The sequence below is a fragment of the Acinetobacter sp. genome (assembly GCF_041919735.1).
In the GTDB taxonomy this organism is placed as follows: domain Bacteria; phylum Pseudomonadota; class Gammaproteobacteria; order Pseudomonadales; family Moraxellaceae; genus Acinetobacter.
The window spans coordinates 20,349-36,924 of record NZ_JAYRTF010000008.1 but is presented as its reverse complement, the minus strand read 5'-3'; the positions used below and the strand labels follow the sequence as shown (position 1 = coordinate 36,924).

Annotated in this window: 15 protein-coding genes and 1 pseudogene; 6 read left to right on the top strand and 10 right to left on the bottom strand. The window is 49.8% G+C overall.

The window, feature by feature from the left end:
- Positions 1–172: 172 nt before the first annotated feature.
- Both ACE3T3_RS06330 and ACE3T3_RS06325 read left to right on the top strand, forming a co-directional pair.
- Positions 173–349 (top strand): annotated as a pseudogene (locus ACE3T3_RS06330) (FMN reductase); the annotation flags it as partial.
- A gap of 326 nt (positions 350–675) precedes the next feature.
- On the top strand, positions 676–1,290 hold the full coding sequence (locus tag ACE3T3_RS06325) for a riboflavin synthase subunit alpha (protein ID WP_374665150.1): 615 nt from the start codon (positions 676–678) through the stop codon (positions 1,288–1,290).
- A gap of 236 nt (positions 1,291–1,526) precedes the next feature.
- On the opposite strand, the gene ACE3T3_RS06320 is transcribed toward ACE3T3_RS06325, so the two are convergent.
- Both ACE3T3_RS06320 and acs read right to left on the bottom strand, forming a co-directional pair.
- Positions 1,527–1,691: a hypothetical protein gene (locus ACE3T3_RS06320; protein WP_374665148.1), complete on the bottom strand. Its 165-nt coding sequence runs from the start codon at positions 1,689–1,691 to the stop codon at positions 1,527–1,529.
- Positions 1,692–1,699: 8 nt separating this feature from the next.
- Positions 1,700–3,643, bottom strand: a complete 1,944-nt coding sequence (gene acs / locus ACE3T3_RS06315; protein ID WP_374665146.1) for an acetate--CoA ligase — start codon at positions 3,641–3,643, stop codon at positions 1,700–1,702.
- Between the two features lie 296 nt (positions 3,644–3,939).
- Here acs and ACE3T3_RS06310 point away from each other — a divergent pair, with 296 nt between their 5' ends.
- Positions 3,940–4,521 (top strand): DUF805 domain-containing protein, encoded by a 582-nt coding sequence (locus ACE3T3_RS06310; RefSeq protein ID WP_374665144.1) that lies wholly within the window; start codon positions 3,940–3,942, stop codon positions 4,519–4,521.
- A gap of 112 nt (positions 4,522–4,633) precedes the next feature.
- The gene (locus tag ACE3T3_RS06305; protein ID WP_374665142.1) at positions 4,634–5,599 is read left to right on the top strand and encodes a mechanosensitive ion channel family protein; all 966 of its coding nucleotides are present in this window, start codon (positions 4,634–4,636) and stop codon (positions 5,597–5,599) included.
- On the opposite strand, the gene ACE3T3_RS06300 is transcribed toward ACE3T3_RS06305, so the two are convergent.
- The 5 genes from ACE3T3_RS06300 to prfB all read right to left on the bottom strand — a co-directional run bounded on the left by ACE3T3_RS06300 (position 5,585) and on the right by prfB (position 10,582).
- On the bottom strand, positions 5,585–6,295 hold the full coding sequence (locus ACE3T3_RS06300; RefSeq protein ID WP_374665140.1) for a 16S rRNA (uracil(1498)-N(3))-methyltransferase: 711 nt from the start codon (positions 6,293–6,295) through the stop codon (positions 5,585–5,587). The two genes, ACE3T3_RS06305 and ACE3T3_RS06300, sit on opposite strands and share 15 nt — an antisense overlap.
- A 253-nt stretch (positions 6,296–6,548) precedes the next feature.
- On the bottom strand, positions 6,549–7,829 hold the full coding sequence (locus ACE3T3_RS06295) for a 3-deoxy-D-manno-octulosonic acid transferase (RefSeq protein ID WP_374665138.1): 1,281 nt from the start codon (positions 7,827–7,829) through the stop codon (positions 6,549–6,551).
- An 85-nt stretch (positions 7,830–7,914) separates the two neighbouring features.
- A complete protein-coding gene (locus tag ACE3T3_RS06290; RefSeq protein ID WP_374665136.1) occupies positions 7,915–9,003 on the bottom strand; it encodes an alkene reductase in 1,089 nt (362 codons plus the stop codon).
- A gap of 29 nt (positions 9,004–9,032) precedes the next feature.
- Positions 9,033–9,332 carry a helix-turn-helix transcriptional regulator gene (locus ACE3T3_RS06285; protein WP_086211566.1) on the bottom strand — a complete coding sequence of 100 codons (300 nt, stop codon included), beginning with the start codon at positions 9,330–9,332 and terminating at the stop codon, positions 9,033–9,035.
- Between the two features lie 154 nt (positions 9,333–9,486).
- A protein-coding gene (gene prfB, locus ACE3T3_RS06280; RefSeq protein ID WP_374665134.1) for a peptide chain release factor 2 occupies positions 9,487–10,582 on the bottom strand; the annotation gives its coding sequence in 2 pieces (ribosomal slippage) (positions 9,487–10,509 and positions 10,511–10,582; 1,095 coding nt in all).
- 208 nt (positions 10,583–10,790) lie between these two features.
- On the opposite strand from prfB, the gene ACE3T3_RS06275 reads away from it, so the two are divergent.
- Both ACE3T3_RS06275 and ACE3T3_RS06270 read left to right on the top strand, forming a co-directional pair.
- Positions 10,791–11,606: a putative porin gene (locus ACE3T3_RS06275; protein ID WP_374665132.1), complete on the top strand. Its 816-nt coding sequence runs from the start codon at positions 10,791–10,793 to the stop codon at positions 11,604–11,606.
- A gap of 374 nt (positions 11,607–11,980) precedes the next feature.
- Positions 11,981–12,766: a putative porin gene (locus ACE3T3_RS06270; RefSeq protein WP_374665130.1), complete on the top strand. Its 786-nt coding sequence runs from the start codon at positions 11,981–11,983 to the stop codon at positions 12,764–12,766.
- 79 nt (positions 12,767–12,845) lie between these two features.
- Here ACE3T3_RS06270 and recJ read toward each other — a convergent pair whose 3' ends face one another.
- Genes recJ through glmM form a run of 3 tightly spaced genes read right to left on the bottom strand, consistent with a single transcriptional unit; the run spans position 12,846 to position 16,553 of the window.
- Entirely contained in the window at positions 12,846–14,549 is a 1,704-nt protein-coding gene (gene recJ, locus ACE3T3_RS06265; RefSeq protein ID WP_374665128.1) for a single-stranded-DNA-specific exonuclease RecJ, read from the bottom strand.
- Positions 14,550–15,206 (bottom strand): pyridoxamine 5'-phosphate oxidase, encoded by a 657-nt coding sequence (pdxH, locus tag ACE3T3_RS06260; protein WP_374665126.1) that lies wholly within the window; start codon positions 15,204–15,206, stop codon positions 14,550–14,552. It lies immediately after the preceding gene.
- Between the two features lie 15 nt (positions 15,207–15,221).
- Positions 15,222–16,553, bottom strand: a complete 1,332-nt coding sequence (gene glmM, locus ACE3T3_RS06255) for a phosphoglucosamine mutase (RefSeq protein WP_374665124.1) — start codon at positions 16,551–16,553, stop codon at positions 15,222–15,224.
- Between the last annotated feature and the right edge of the window lie 23 nt (positions 16,554–16,576).

The following is a 16,576-nucleotide window of genomic DNA, read 5'->3' as shown; positions in this document are numbered from 1 at the left end:
TTCAATATAAATTGAAAATTCAATCAATTAATCCGCCCAAAAGATGCATCTTTTTAAATCCAGCTTATTATCTCAAAAAACAGATCACTTTTAGGTTTTTGCTTATTTTACAGAGATAAGCGCCCTCAGGATAAATACAAGGCATTCCAAAAAACCACCCCTAGGTTTAAAAATGCCGAATGTCCATCGCCAAAAACCGCTGAAGATTGCGGCTGTTTCAGGCAGGCTGCATCATCCATCAAAAACTGAAACCTTGCTGCAGGCCATTATTGATGAACTCGGGGATGCTGCACCCATCCATGTGCATTGCATTAAATTCAGCGAAATTGACCGTTTGCTCGGCGGCGCGCATTGCTGGTCTTGAACCAGCGTGCCCAAGCGGTACAGGCAAAATCGCAGCAGGCCAATAAAACTTGGGCATCAATACGCAAATTAAGCAGGACGAGGCGCCAAGCTTGGATATAGCTGAAGCCGCCCGCTCACTATCCAAAAACTGAACGCAATACAGAGCCGTGTCGTGCGCACCTTTGCTGTACTAAATCACCTAGAATTTATGCTGCACTGCCCTCAGCCTATCTTGCAACCTGACCGCTCAGACCAAAATTTCAGCCTCAAACCGCAAAAATCCATTTACACTAAAAACAGTTCCGCATTCAGCATAAAGGAAATCTGCAGATGTATACCGGCATTGTTCAAGGCTTAGAAAAAATTTTAGAGATCCGCACCGGTGAAGGCTATATCACGCTGGTCATTTCCAATGATCATGAATTTTTTCAGGATATCTTTATTGGCGCCAGTGTTGCAGTCAACGGCACCTGCCTCACTGCAACGCATATTGATCTGCCCGCCAATCAAGTACATTTTGATGTTTCTGACCTGACCCTCAGCCTGACCACACTCAAACACCTGCAGGCTGGCGATGAAGTCAATATTGAACGCTCCGCCAAAGTCGGCGCGGAAAATGGCGGCCATAACTTATACGGCCACATTGAAGGCACAGCGCAGATCAGAAACCTCAGCCGCAGCGGCGGGACCCTGCATCTTGACCTACACATCCCGGACGGCAATATCAAATACTTTTTTCTGAAAGGCTTTATTGGCCTGAATGGCTGCAGCCTCACCGTCAACCGCGTCGACCGCAATGCGGAGGAAATATCGATTGATCTGATTCCTGAAACCTTGCGCCTCACCACATGGAAAGATGCCAAAGCGGGTGATGAAGTCAACTATGAAATTGACCAGATGACCCGCACCTTGGTGGATACCTTGGAAAATATTCACCGTCGCTGAACAGCCTGCTGAGCTCTTTTTCTCAGATTAAAAGCCTCTCATCTGAGGCTTTTAAGAGCGCTATCCCATAAAGCTGAGAATAGAAGACCGGATCGGACGCACGTGCATAATGCCAGAAACGCTCTAGATTAAACTGTGCTGTGATTGCGCGGCCTGTCACTAAAACAGCTTTGGATAATATGCAGTGCGGCAGGCGCATTCATCAGGCAATCGGATCCTGTTCCAACTGACCCAATTTAGCAGAGCCTTTCGCCGTGATTGATCTCCATGCCCGCTTGCTGATGGCGCAAACCAAAATGCCGCTGGCTATTCAGCGGCATTCTCTTCAAATCGAATTCTGTGCAAATTCTGAAAAGCTGAACATCCTCTTTCCCTTTGAAAGCGAGAGAAGAAAAGCGCATGCAAACACTTAACTGGTTCTTTGCACCTCAGCAATCAGGTTATCCACCACCTGCGGTTCGGCCAATGTTGAAGTATCTCCCAATGAATCCAGTTCATTGGCGGCAATTTTGCGCAAAATCCGGCGCATGATTTTGCCGGAACGGGTCTTCGGCAGCGCAGGCGCCCAATACAGCGCATCCGGCGTTGCCACAGGCCCTAAAATCTTGCGCACCCAAGCCACCAGCTCTTTGCGCAGCTCATCGGTCTCCGCGGCGCCCGCCTGCAGCGTGACGAATGCGCAGATGCCCTGCCCTTTAATCTCATGCGGCATGCCAACCACCGCAGATTCCGCAACCAGTTCATGCGCCACCAGCGCGCTTTCAATTTCCGCGGTTCCCAAACGGTGGCCTGAGACATTCAGCACATCATCGACACGGCCGGTAATCCAGTAATAGCCATCCGCATCACGGCGCGCGCCATCTCCAGCAAAATATGCGCCGGGATAGGTTGAAAAATAGGCTTCAATAAAGCGCGCTGGATCACCCCAAATGGTGCGCATTTGCCCGGGCCAAGAATCCTTAATAATCAAATTGCCTTCGGCTGCGCCTTGCAGCTCTTTGCCGTCGCCATCCACCACTGCAGGCTGCACGCCAAAGAATGGGCGGGTTGCCGAGCCGGGTTTCAGCGCAGTTGCGCCAGGCAGCGGAGAAATCATGATGCCCCCGGTTTCAGTCTGCCACCAGGTATCGACAATTGGGCAGCGGCTTTCGCCGACCACGGTATAATACCAATGCCAGGCTTCAGGATTAATCGGTTCACCGACTGAGCCCAGCAGGCGCAGGCTGCTGCGGTCGCTTTCCCGCACAAAGCGGTCGCCCTCACGCATCATGGCGCGGATCGCCGTCGGCGCTGTATAAAGAATGGTGATATTGTGCTTATCCACTATATGCCCCGTACGCGCCCACGTCGGATACTGCGGCACGCCTTCAAACATCACCGTGGTGGTGCCGTTGGACAGCGGGCCATACAGCACATAGGAGTGCCCGGTAATCCAGCCGACATCGGCCGTGCACCAAAAGACATCGTCCTGCTTTAAATCAAAAATTTCACGGAAGGTGCAGTTCACATAGGTCAGATAGCCGCCGGTGGTGTGCAGCACGCCTTTCGGCTTGCCGGTCGAGCCCGAGGTATACAGAATAAACAGCGGATCTTCAGCATTCATCGCTTCCGGCGGGCAAATGTCATTGACCGACATAATTTCCATGTGATACCACAGGTCGCGTTCCGGCTTCATTTCAATCGGATTGCCCGTGCGGTGCACTACCATCACATGCTGCACAGAAGATGTGCCCTCCGCCTGCAATGCGGTATCCACATTTTCTTTCAGCGGAATCGGCTTGCCGCCGCGCATGCCGCAATCCGCCGTAATGACCATTTTCGCCTGGCTGTCTTCAATGCGGCTGGCCAGCGAGTCTGGCGAGAAGCCGCCAAACACCACGCAATGCACGGCGCCAATGCGGGTGCAGGCCAGCATGGCAATCGCCGCTTCCGGCACCATCGGCATATACAGCACCACGCGGTCGCCTTTGCCTACGCCATGCTTTTTCAGCACATTGGCAAAACGGCAGGTTTCATCATGCAGTTCTTCAAAAGAAATAATTTTATGCCGTGAAGGATGGTCGCCCTCCCAAATAATGGCCGGCTTATGCGGATGTTCTTTCAAATGGCGGTCAAGGCAGTTGGCGCTGACATTCAGCTGCCCATCGGCAAACCATTCAATTTTAAAATCGTCTGCGTTGAAGCTGGTATTTTTCACTTGGCTAAACGGCTTCATCCAGTCAATTTTACGCGCCTGCTCTGCCCAGAACTCATCGGGCTGCTCGATGGACTGCTGATAGCGCTCGAAGTATTGTGATTCCGAAATACGGGCGGTTTTTTTAAAGCTTTCAGGTACAGGATAGATCTCATTCATAATTCTACATCCTTGATTTTCTTCATCTCATCACGAGATGCATGCCACATTTTTGGTTTTATATTTTTTTGCATAGCGCCAGTATGGCGGTTATTTTTAAAGCAGATCAACCCTGCTTTGGTCGTATTTTGATCATTCTATTTAAAACATAGGCTTGCAGCAAAATTCAAGCCTTTCCTGTCTCATTTGCGTATCTGAACATTTCTTTTCATTCTGAATTTTAGTTCTATAATAATGCAGTAAATCCATACAGCACGTCCCCTTTACAATACACTGGTTATCAGCTGGTTCCGCCCATGAATTCACAAGACCCCTCTCCATTTTTTTCCCGCAATCCTGCCCCTGAGAGCGATCATCCGCTGTCTATAGGCGGCCGCTTCGGGCGCTTGAGCTTTATCGGCTGGTATGCTTTTCTCAATGTGATCAGCTTCTTTGCCTCGATTGCCTTCAGCTTGGCCATGGGCATTTTCAATCTCAGCACCATGTCTTTAAACAATCAGTTTATCGATGCGCTGACAGGCATGACTGGACTGGGCTATATCGCGCTGCTGGTGTTTTATCTTTATTTTTATATCGTGCTGACTGCGCGCCGCCTGCATGACTTGGATAAATCCGGCTGGATGATGCTGCTGATGCTGCTGCCCGTCATCAACATCCTGTTCATTTTCTATCTGCTGCTGGCTTCCGGCACTCCCGGCATGAACCGTTACGGCGCCCCGCGCCCGGCGCCATTCTGGGAAAAACTGCTGGCCTGGCTGATGATTATTCTGGCCGTTCTGAGCTTTTTTGCAGCCGGCAGCATGATGTCCTATATGATGAGCAGCGGCCAGCTGCAAACTCCGCAGGAAATGGTGCAGAAAAGCACTGAGTATTTTTAAAACAACTGCATTTTTTTGCATAAAACATATCATTTCACCGCATTTTGTTTCTTAATTTTCCGCAAAATTTCAGGCAAAATAACTGAAAATCAATTGAATCATCGGAGCCTCCGTGGCTGAAAAAGAAAATGCCTTGAGTGATGTCACGCAAGGCACAACGCAGCTTTTACAGGAAGCAACTGAAAAGACTGCGAAAACTGTAATTGAGCACACCGCAAAATACAACGATGCCTACAGCACCATTGATAAATTTGTGGATGGCTTCTGGGAGCGTCTGCCCTATCTGTGCATTGCACTGATTGTTTTTACAGTTTTTGTGCTTTTAGCCAGGCTGTTTAAGTTTTTTGTCCGCAAAACTTTGGCTGAAAAATCCTACACTAAGCAGAATTTAGTCTTGGTGTTAAACCGGGTCGGCAGTTCCGCCATTATCTTTATCGGCTTTTTGATTGCGATGGTGGTGGCCATTCCCGGCTTCACCCCAAGCCAGCTGATGAGCGCCCTGGGGATTGGTTCGGTCGCAATCGGTTTTGCATTCAAAGATATTTTCCAGAACCTGCTGTCCGGGATTTTAATTTTGCTGGGCGAACCGTTCAAAATTGGCGATGACATTATCGTATCCGGCATGGAAGGCACTGTAGAAGATATTCAGATCCGCGCAACCTTCCTGCGCTCGCCGGACGGCCGCCGCATCGTGATTCCAAACGCAACAGTGTATACCAGCGCAGTAACCGTGAATACCGCGTATCCGCGCCGCCGCTGTGAATTTGTGGTCGGCATCGGCTATGAAGATGATGTGCAGAAAGCCAAAGACATCATTATGAAAATTTTGGATCGGGAACCGACCATTTTGAGCCAGCCGGGATTCAGCGTCAATGTCAGCGCGCTGGCGGATTTCTCGATCAATCTGACTGTGCGCTGGTGGGTCAACACCTCCGAAACCACAACTTCAGGCTCAATCAGCGAGATTCAGGAACGCGTGATCCATGCCTTCAATGAACATGGCGTTTCTATTCCTTACCCAGTGCAGGAAGTCAAAATCTCCCGCGGGGAAGCCGAAGCGGCCTCAAACGCTAAATAAGCGTCCCAGCACATAAGGAATCACCGTTTCTGTACGGATAATCCGGCTGCCTAAGCTCACTGCTTGGCAGCCGTTTTTTTTCAGCAGCTCAATTTCATAGGGGATAAAGCCGCCTTCAGGCCCGATCACGATGGTGCAGCCCTGCGCAATGCCGGCGGGCATCTTCACCTCTTCATAAGGATGCGCAACAAAAGCCGGCCGATCCGGACGGATCATGATCGGCAGCACATCTTCCACAAAGGGCTTAAAGCGCTTGTGCAATTCAATTTGGGGCGCGATGGTATCGCCGGCTTGCTCCAAGCCCAAATCAATATAATGACTCAGCTGCTGTAAAAATGGCGTTTGCCAATAGCTTTTATCCACGCGGTAGCTGTGCAGCAGAATAATTTTTTCCACGCCCAGCGTCACGCTGTCCATAATCAGGCGGCGCAGCACTTTCGGCCGCGGCATTGCCACAATCAAGGTGACAGGCAATTTGGCCGGCACCGCCTCTTCAGCAATCGGCTTCAGCTGAATCTGCTGATCCGACACGGCTAAAACTTCTGTTAAATAACGTTTGCCTTCACGGATGCCGACTTTCAAGGTATCGCCCACTTGCACATCGACATGGGTTTTTAAATGCTCAATTTGACGTTGGGCGCTAATGCTCCAAAGTTCAGATTGCGTTTGCCGCGGGTCAAGAAGGACGATATTCATATAAACCAAATAAAAAATTATGCTGAAAGCACAGAAAAAGGATACGCGTCAATGTCATCCACAACTGTTCGAGGCAGGACGCATAAATTTAAAAATGCTTCTGCGATGGTTTAACTTAAAACAGGTAGTGGACGAGTTTTGTGGATGGCAAATAGTTTTGTTACTTTTGCCAAAACAAAAGTAAAATCCGAGCTCCGATCTTTCAATTAATAAAGGTAAGACGCCCGAAAATACGATGCGGCAACCCAAGAGATTATAAATACTGATCAATCACCTGAATATGCTTTTGCAGCGATCCCGTATTTTTCCGCATAATCACCTGCGCCGCAGCATTCAAAGCCTGCGCCTTTTGCGGATTGTCCAGCAGCTCAAACAGCGCCTCGGCGGCCTGCGCTGCATCCTGCACCACCGCAACCCCTTGCACAGCGGCAAATTCATCAACAATGGTTTGGAAATTAAAATAATTCTTGCCGAGTACCGTCGGCACCTGCAGCGCAACCGGTTCTAAAATATTATGCCCGCCGCCCGGCTCATTCAATGAACCGCCCACAAAGCAGGCTTGACTCAGCGCCAGCCATTGCCAAAGTTCGCCCATGCTGTCCGCCAGATACACTTGTGTCTCCGGCTGAATGCTTTGCCCTAAGCTTCTACGCTGGCTATGTAAACCCAGCTTTTGAATTTCCGCAAAGACTTCATCAAAGCGCTCCGGATGGCGCGGAACAACAATACATAACAGCTCTGGATGCTGCTGCAGATAAGGCTTCAAAGCGCTTAATAATTTCTGTTCTTCAGGCGCATGCGTGCTGGCGATGGTCACAATTTTCCGGCCCGCCAAAGACCAGTTAATTTTCAGCTGCGCTGCCTGCTCAACTGCCTGCTGCGGCGCATGGATATCAAACTTGATGCTGCCCACCACCTGGCTGTGTTGCGGCTTTGCCCCTAAGGCAATAAAACGGTCTAAAGTCGCCTGATCCTGCGCCAGCAATTGATTCAGCCCCTGCAGCATCGGACGGCTCAGGCTCGGCACTTTGCCATAGCCCTTAGCGGATTTTTCCGACAGGCGCGCATTAAGCAGCAGGCACGGCAGATGCAATTGATTGGCCTGATCAATCAGATTGGGCCAAAGTTCAGTTTCCACCAAAGCCAGCAGTTTAGGCTGATATTTTTGCATAAAACGGCGCACCAAATCTTTCTGATCGGCAGGCAGATACACGGCTTGAAACAGCGCTTCATACGGCGCTTTTAAAAATAAAGATTTGGCGCGGGCCTGCCCGGTTTTGGTGGTATTGGTGACCAAAACCGGCTGCCCGTTTTTAAGATAATGTTCGATCAGCGGCTGCGCGGCGTTGGTTTCGCCCACAGACACCACATGAAACCAGATGGCCTGGGTATTTTTTACCGGCTGAAAAGGCCCAAAACGCTCGAGGCATTCCTGCTGATATTGCGCATCATTGTCCGCACGCTTTTTGATGCGCGACCGATACAAAGGCTTAATGATGCAAAGCGCTGCGTTATACCAAAAAGGAGTAGCCAAACAATATGCTCTGAGATAATTTTAATCGGCAAATATAACAGAGCCTTATTGAGTTGTTAATGGATAATGCGCTTTTGCTGTTGGATTAATGCTGCACTTGTCCAGCGCCGAATTTTTCCTGCAGGCTTGGATAGTCGGTGTAGCCTGCGGCAGACTGCACGCCGATCATATTTTCCAGCACCAGCTCATTCAGCGGCGCATGCTGCAGCAAACGCTCAAATAAATCTGGGTTGGCAATATAGGCTTTGCCGAATGACACGGCATCCGCTTTGCCGGAAGCCAATAGATCGACGGCATCTTCACGGCTCAAACGCATATTGGCAATATACGGCACACCGCCGGAACGCTGTTTTAAATATTCGCTGATGCTGTCATCGGCCAAATATTCACGGGTAAAGAAAAACGCGATTTTACGCTGCCCCAGCTGTTCTAAAGCATAGCCGAATGTTTCACGTGGATCATCATCGCCCATGTCGTGCTCATCACCGCGCGGCGCCAAATGCACGCCGACTCGGCCTGCGCCCCACACTTCAATCAAGGCATCGACCACTTCCAGCAGCAAACGCGCGCGGTTTTCTACTGAGCCGCCATATTCATCTTCCCGCTGATTGGTTTTGCTTTGCAGGAATTGATCGATCAGATAGCCATTGGCGCCATGCAGTTCCACACCGTCAAAACCTGCTTCTTTGGCGCGGATCGCAGCCTGCTTGTACTGCTCGACGATTGTTTTGATCTCAGAAATTTCCAGCGGACGCGGCAGCACATATTCACGCTTCGGACGCAGCAGGCTGACATATCCTGCCTGCTGCACTGCGCTGGCTGATACCGGCGTTTCACCCTTGAGTAAATCTGGATGCGACACCCGGCCCACATGCCACAGCTGCGCCACAATCAGGCCGCCCTGCTCATGCACCGCCTGCGTCACCTGCTTCCAGCCTTGTGTTTGCGCATCGGTAAACAGCCCCGGCGTATTCAGGTAGCCATTGGCTTCTTCTGAAATCACTGTCGCTTCTGAAATGATCAGGCCGCTGCTGGCGCGCTGCGCATAATATTCTGCCATCATGGCCGTTGGAACACGGTCATCAGTTGCGCGGCTGCGGGTCAAAGGCGCCATCACTACACGGTTTTTCAGGTGCAGGTCGCCCAGTATTAAAGGAGAGTTGAGTTCAGCCATATCCGCCTCAGCACTCACTGCTTTTGTATTTAGAGTGAGTTTTGCAAGTAATCAATATATTGCTGAATCAGCGCTTCATTGCGAGAAAAATACGACCACTGTCCATATTTTTCCGCTTGAATCAAGCCTGCCTGCTGCAAAACGGACAAATGATTCGACATGGTAGATTGCGAGACCTTACCGAGTTTTTCGATATTCCCTGCACATACACCGCGATTAAAGCCGCCGCATTGCTCTTCAGACAGGAACTGTTCGGGCGATTTCAGCCATTCCAGAATCTGCCGCCGAGTCGGGTTTGCCAAGGCTTTAAAAATTAAATCAATATCCATAATTCAGACAGGTTTAATCAAACAATTAAGAAATAGCGCAAAGCACGATTCAGCATCTTGAATCCACTATATCGTATTTTTTCGATTTATATATCGAATATTTTAGATATATTTTCAAGATGCTTAAATCACGTTGTTTTTAAAAAGAATTTAATTAAAGTCCTTGCTTCAGGCTGGCTTCAATAAATTTGTCCAAGTCGCCGTCCAGCACTGCGCCGGTATTCGAGCTTTCAACGCTGGTGCGCAAGTCTTTAATGCGCGAGTCATCCAAAACGTATGAGCGGATTTGGCTGCCCCAGCCGATATCCGACTTGGTGTCTTCCAGCGCCTGCGCGGCTTCGCTGCGCTTTTTCATCTCTAATTCATAGAGTTTTGCACGGAGCTGTTTCCACGCATGATCACGGTTGGCGTGCTGGGAACGCTGGTTCTGGCAGGCCACGACAATGCCGGTCGGCGCATGCGTTAAACGCACCGCAGAGTCTGTTTTGTTAATGTGCTGACCGCCCGCGCCGGATGCACGGTAAGTATCGGTGCGGACATCCGCTGGATTGATATCAATTTCAATATTGTCATCAATTTCAGGTGAAACGAAGACCGCAGAGAATGACGTATGGCGGCGGTTGCCCGAGTCAAACGGCGATTTGCGCACTAAGCGGTGCACGCCGGATTCGGTACGCAGCCAGCCATAAGCATACTCGCCTTCCACACGGATGGTTGCCGATTTAATGCCTGCGACATCACCGTCAGATTCTTCCATCACTTCCGCTTTAAAGCCGTGGCGTTCAATCCAGCGCAAGTACATGCGCAGCAGCATAGACGCCCAGTCCTGCGCTTCCGTGCCGCCGGAACCGGCTTGGATTTCCACATAGCACGGGTTCGGGTCCATCGGATTGCTGAACATGCGGCGGAATTCAAGTTTTGCCAATTCCGCTTCTGAAGTATCTAATTCCGCCTGAACATCCGCCAACAGGCTTTCATCATCCGCTTCGACAGCCAAGTCCAGCAGCGCCTGCGCATCTTCCAATTGCGAAGACAGGCCTTCCAAAACGTTAATCACGTTTTCCAGTTCGCCTTTTTCTTTGGCCATCGCCTGCGCGCGGTTTTGATCATTCCAAATCGCCGGATCTTCCAGTTCGCGGAGAACCTCTTCTAAACGCTCTTTTTTCAGATCGTAGTCAAAGATACCCCCGTAATGTCAGACCACGGTCGTTTAAGTCTTTTAATTGGTTTAGATAAGGATTAATTTCCACGTGAATACTCTCAAACAAAAATTTTGGCTTAAATAGCCGGCAATTATAGCACAGACCAATAACGCAAATTCAGCCGCTTTTTCAGACAGCGTGAATTGACTCAGCTGATTGAAATATAAACAATAAGCGCGCTTCATCATAATTATGACATTTTTTTGACACTCTGCAGTTTTAACTGCAGCAACAACAATTATATTCTGAGGAATCTATGAAAAAAATATTATTCGCTTTGGGCCTGTCTTTGACCGCCTCTGCCAGCTTCGCCTATAACGGCCAAATTGATGGCGGATTCACGTATTTCGACCACGATGACAGCATTACCGACAGCAACGGCGCTTTTGACTTAAGCGGCACGCTGTATTTCAATCCAGTCAATGCGAAATATGGCCCGCTCAACGAAGCGGCTTTTCTGGGCCATAACAGCAATGCATCTTTGGCTTACAGCTACAATTATTGGGAAAGCAAAAATATTGCTGGTTTCGAGCAAGACAATAAAATCAATAATATTTCAGCCAGCATTGAATATTTTTATGAACAATTTTATGTCGAAGGCGCACTGGGCTTCAGCCGTGAAAATGAACAAAGCAAGCTGAATGGCTTCAAAGTCGCTGATGAAGACTACGACACAACCCTTTACCGCGCTTTAGCGGGCTTCATGCCTATGCCGAACCTGCTGCTGGCGGCCGGTATTGACGGCTATCAAGGCGATGGCGATAACGACGACAACCGCTTTGCAGTGAAAGCCAAATATGTGGCTGCGCTGGATCATGGCCAGGCGCTTAACCTTGAAGCAGACGGCGCATTTGGTGATACCGATACAGTCATGCTGGGCGCAGATTATTACTTCAACCCGGCATTCAGCTTGGGCGCTGAATACAGCATGCAGGACGATGGCGATGACGACACAGATTTCTTCGCTGTGCGCAGCAAATACTTCATCCATCCGGATTTTGCTGTGGGCGGCGCGATTGGTTTCGGCGACGATGTAATCGCATTCAATATCAACGCCAGCTTCCGCTTCTAAACGTCAAGCGCAGCTGAATGCAGAACAAAGACATCCCTCGGGATGTCTTTGTATCACTTTTTCACGCTTTTCATGGCGGTTTGGCCGTCCATTTCCACGTTCATCCGGCATCTCAAGCTGCAGCATTTTCTTTAAATTGTGTCGAAAATTTAAACAAAACAGCAAAAATCCACAATATCCACACAGTTTTAATAAAACAAAACATTTTATATTTATTAATTATTATCAATTACTTATCAATTAATAATTACACAAAATTACGCCAGACACAGTTTAGCAACTTTCCAAAAATTGACGTGCCGTTTTTTTGCTCTAGACTTAAAGTTGTAACAAAAAATGTATTATTTAAGCCAAATTTCAGAGGGGTATGATCCATGAAAAAATTAGCGATTGCTTCAGCTTTATTATCAGCAGTAGCCATGACTGGCGCTGCGCATGCGTATCAAGCAGAAGTCGGCGCTTCAGCTGGCTATATCGATCCTGACAACGGCGGCTCAGGCAGCCAATTCGGCGTGAACGGTACATATTACTTCAACCCAGTGCAAACCCGTAATGCTCCGCTGGCGGAAGCAGCATTCCTTGACCGTGCCAGCAATGTAAACCTGCATGCCACTTTTGCTGACCGCGGCGATATCGATGACAATACTTATGGTGCAGGCGTAGAATTCTTCGTGCCGAATTCAGACTTTTACCTTGGCGCTGACATCAGCAAAAATGAATTAGAACTCAGCACGCCAGCAGGCAAACATGACTTCGATACCACTTATTATTCAGCTGAAGTCGGTTACCTTCCAGCGCCGGGCTTCTTGGTTGCAGCCGGTGTGAAAGGTTATGACAACGACAAAGATGACGGCGTAGATCCGACAATCCGCGCAAAATATGTGACTACATTGAGCAACGGCCAAGACATCAATTTAGAAGCAGGCGCATCATTCGGTGATTTAGATGAGTTCAATCTGGCAGCAGATTACTTCATCGACAAAACTTTCAGTATCGGTGCAGACTACTACAACAATGATCTGACTGATCAAAGCGAAGTCGGCATCAATGCCCGTAAATTCTTCAATCAGCAAGTCAGCTTAGAAGGCCGTGTCGGCTTTGGTGAAGTTGGCCGCAATGATTACAACTCATTTGGCCTGGCAGCGAAATACCGCTTCTAATTCCAAACAGCGATATCTAGCCAGATAAAAAAACCGCTCAAATGAGCGGTTTTTTAATGATTCATTTTTAAACACTCATTTACTGCTCTAAATACAGCACACGCAGCTGCAGGCTGGTGGCGCCATTAAAGGTGTTTTTATCCAGCTCATACACCAAGCGCACCTGCCCTTTCATCGGGTCAAATTGATACTGCTCTGCGGCATTAAACGCAATGGCATCCAGCACCTGCCCCGAGGCCAGCGCCAGCCGAAGCTTGAGATGCACATCTTTCAGCCAGCGGTAATCCAGCACCTTAAACAGCCCATCAAAAATAGGCGCAGGGAATTTCTGCCCCCACGGCGTCAGCTGCTGCAGCGTATCTACGGTCGCAATCTGAAAGGCCTCTTCCGGCAAACCGCCATCCGTCCACAGCACAGCTTGAAACAGGCTGTCATCCTGCGCAGCCATCAGCTGCTCAAAAGCGGCTTTAAATGCGTCAAAATTTTCTTTCAGGATGGTCAGGCCTGCCGCCGCTGCATGCCCGCCGAAATGGCTGACCAAGTGCGGATGCTGCTCAGCAATCAGCTCAATGCTGTCGCGGATATGAATGCCCTCAATGGAACGCGCTGAGCCTTTGATATGCTTGCCGTCTTCATCAGCCGCAAAGACAATGGCCGGCCGATGAAACTGCTCTTTTAGACGCCCCGCGACAATCCCGATGACCCCTTGATGCCAATGCGGCTCAAACAAAATCAAAGCGGGCGGCAAATTGTCTTGATCCAGCTGCAGCTGCTGCAATTCCTGCAAGGCATCCTGCTTCATTTGCGATTCAACTTGGCGGCGCTCAACATTCAGCTGGTTCAACTGCTGCGCCAGCGGATAAGCGGCCTGCAGATCCGGCGCAATCAGGCATTCAATCCCGATATCCATGGTATCCATGCGCCCAGCCGCATTGATGCGCGGCCCCAGCACAAAACCGAGATCCTGCGCTTTCAGCTCAGCAGGATCACGCCCGGCAATATCCAGCAAGGCGCTGATACCGGCGCGGCACTGCCCCTGCTGAATACGCTTCAAGCCGGCATCAATTAAAATCCGGTTGTTGTAATCTAGGCTGGCCACATCGGCATAAGTGCCCAGCGCCACCAAATCCAAATAATTCACGACTTTGGCAGACGATTTGCCCTGTTTAGCACGCAGGCTGGACAGATTCGCCAGCACATAAAAGGCCACACCCACACCGGCCAGCGCTTTGCTTGGAAAATCGCAGCCCAGCTGATTCGGATTGACCACCGCTTCTGCCGGCGGCGTCGCTTTGGTGGTCAGATGGTGATCGGTAATAATCACCTGCATGCCATGCGCTTGCGCCTGCTCAACACCAGCATGGCTGGAAATGCCGTTATCCACGGTAATCAGCAAATCCGGCGTAAAGCTAGCAAAAGCCAAATCGGCAATTGCCGGGGTTAAGCCATAGCCGTATTTAAAGCGGTCAGGCACCAGATAATCCACTTTAGCGCCCATTTCACGCAAAGCCAGCAGCATTAACGCGGTGCTGGTGGCGCCATCCGCATCATAATCGCCAACGATCACCATATGCTTTTGCTGGTCAATCGCTTGATCCATCAGCTGAATGGCCTCCGGCAGCCCTTTCATCACCGGCGCCAGCAGATGCTTCAGCTTCAGTTCCAATTCTTGCGCGGAAGCGACACCGCGGCGCGCCAAAATTTGCGCGATAAACGGCGCGACGCCCTGAATCGATTCAGGGCGCGTCAATAAAGGTCTTTGCTGAATTAAAGGTTTTGACATTTACGGCATCAATCGCTGCAAGACCCACTGCCCGTCTTGTTTTGCATAACACAGGCGGTCATGCAGGCGGTTCGGGCGGCCTTGCCAAAATTCATAATAATCCGGCTCTAAGCGGTATCCGCCCCAAAACTCAGGCTTGGCCAGCGTGTCTTTGCTTGCCACTTGGTCATGCAGCTGCTGAAAACGCTGCTGCAATTCTTCGCGGCTGGCAATCACGCCGCTTTGCGGGGTGCTGATATGCGCCGCAATTTGACTGTCACGCGGACGCTTATGATAGTAATCGGTCGATTCCGCTTCCGTGATTTTCAGCACGCGGCCTGAAACACGGATTTGACGCTCTTGTTCCTGCCAATAAAACAGCAGTTCAGCATAAGGGTTTTCCGCTAAATCATTGCCTTTTTGACTGTCATAATTGGTATAAAAATCATAGCCTGCCGCCGCTGCGCCGCGCAGCAGCACGGTACGCACATGCGGACGCCCCTGCGTATTGGCAGTCGCCAATGACATGGCATAAGGCTCGTGCAGCTGCGCTTCCAGCGCATGGTTAAACCACAATAAAAATTGCTCATGGGGATCAGCATTGACCTGATCTTCATGCAGCTCGCCTTTTTGGTAGCTCATGCGCAATTCGCTTAAATCTTTGATCATATCACTCATGACATTTCACCTTATTTATGCAGCATTCGTACGCACAGCATCCGCTAAATGATTCGCCAATGCAGTCACTTCATCCAGCTGATCGCCTTCCACCATCACACGGATGACAGGTTCTGTACCTGATTTGCGGATCAGGATACGGCCGCGGCCTTTCAGCTGCGCTTCGGCTTTTTCAAATTCAGTAGCCAATGCTGGAACAGAATACGGGTCAAACATTTGGCTTAAACGCACATTCACCAATACGTTTGGCAGCAGGTGGAACCCTGCGGTCAGTTCATGCAGCGCTTTTTGCTGCTCAACCATCACGGTCAGCACTTGCAGTGAAGCAATAATGGCATCCCCGGTCGTGCTCTTATCCAGTGTCAAAATGTGGCCCGAAGGCTCACCGCCGGTCACCCAGCCATTGTCATCCAGCGCCTGCAAGACATAGCGGTCACCGACTTTAGCGCGGACAAACGGCACTTTGGCTTGATCCAAAGCGATTTCCAGCGCCATATTGCTCATGACGGTGCCGACAATTCCGGCAGGCTTATGTGTGCCTTGCGTTGCGAGGATATACAGAATATGGTCACCTGTGACCTGCTCGCCATTTTTATCGACCATAATCACGCGGTCTGCATCGCCGTCAAAAGCAATGCCCAAGTCAGCCTGATGCTCCAGCACCGCCTTCTGCAGATTTTCCGGATGAGTGGAGCCGCAGTCTTTGTTAATGTTCAAACCGTCCGGCTCGTTATACAGCGCAATGACTTTGGCGCCTAATTCGCGGTATACCGATGGCCCTACGCTGTAAGCGGCGCCGTTGGCGCAGTCCACCACAATTTTTAAATGCGACAAATCCAAGTGGTACGGGAAGGTTGATTTGCAGAATTCGATATAACGGCCATTGGCATCTTTGACGCGTACGCTTTTCCCTAAGTTCGCAGTGTCTTCAATGACCATGTCATTTTCTAATTCCTGATTAATGGCATCCTGCAGTTCATCCGGCAGCTTTTTGCCTTCGCTGGAAAAAAATTTAATGCCATTATCAAAATACGGGTTGTGCGATGCAGAAATCACAATCCCTAAGCTGGCATGCAGCGCGCGGGTTAAATGCGCAATGGCCGGCGTCGGCAATGGGCCAAGCAAATGCACGTACACGCCGGCCGCGTTCAAGCCAGCCTGCAGCGCAGCTTCTAAAATATAGCCCGACAAGCGTGTATCTTTGCCCAAAACAACAATCGGCTTGGTTTTTTTACTGGTGCGTTTTAATACTTTACCTGCAGCAAACCCCAGCTTTAATGCAAAGTCAGGTGTAATCGGAAGTTCCCCAAATTTTCCGCGAATGCCATCGGTACCAAAATAACTCATCTTCTGCTCACTTTCTTATTTAC

Excerpts from the sequence above, each read along its gene's own strand:
- ACE3T3_RS06325 (WP_374665150.1), top strand. The coding sequence starts at position 676 with ATGTATACCGGCATTGTTCAAGGCTTAGAAAAAATTTTAGAGATCCGC.
- ACE3T3_RS06320 (WP_374665148.1), bottom strand. The coding sequence starts at position 1,691 with ATGCGCTTTTCTTCTCTCGCTTTCAAAGGGAAAGAGGATGTTCAGCTT.
- acs (WP_374665146.1), bottom strand. The coding sequence starts at position 3,643 with ATGAATGAGATCTATCCTGTACCTGAAAGCTTTAAAAAAACCGCCCGT.
- ACE3T3_RS06310 (WP_374665144.1), top strand. The coding sequence starts at position 3,940 with ATGAATTCACAAGACCCCTCTCCATTTTTTTCCCGCAATCCTGCCCCT.
- ACE3T3_RS06300 (WP_374665140.1), bottom strand. The coding sequence starts at position 6,295 with ATGAATATCGTCCTTCTTGACCCGCGGCAAACGCAATCTGAACTTTGG.
- ACE3T3_RS06290 (WP_374665136.1), bottom strand. The coding sequence starts at position 9,003 with ATGGCTGAACTCAACTCTCCTTTAATACTGGGCGACCTGCACCTGAAA.
- ACE3T3_RS06285 (WP_086211566.1), bottom strand. The coding sequence starts at position 9,332 with ATGGATATTGATTTAATTTTTAAAGCCTTGGCAAACCCGACTCGGCGG.
- ACE3T3_RS06275 (WP_374665132.1), top strand. The coding sequence starts at position 10,791 with ATGAAAAAAATATTATTCGCTTTGGGCCTGTCTTTGACCGCCTCTGCC.
- ACE3T3_RS06270 (WP_374665130.1), top strand. The coding sequence starts at position 11,981 with ATGAAAAAATTAGCGATTGCTTCAGCTTTATTATCAGCAGTAGCCATG.
- recJ (WP_374665128.1), bottom strand. The coding sequence starts at position 14,549 with ATGTCAAAACCTTTAATTCAGCAAAGACCTTTATTGACGCGCCCTGAA.
- pdxH (WP_374665126.1), bottom strand. The coding sequence starts at position 15,206 with ATGAGTGATATGATCAAAGATTTAAGCGAATTGCGCATGAGCTACCAA.
- glmM (WP_374665124.1), bottom strand. The coding sequence starts at position 16,553 with ATGAGTTATTTTGGTACCGATGGCATTCGCGGAAAATTTGGGGAACTT.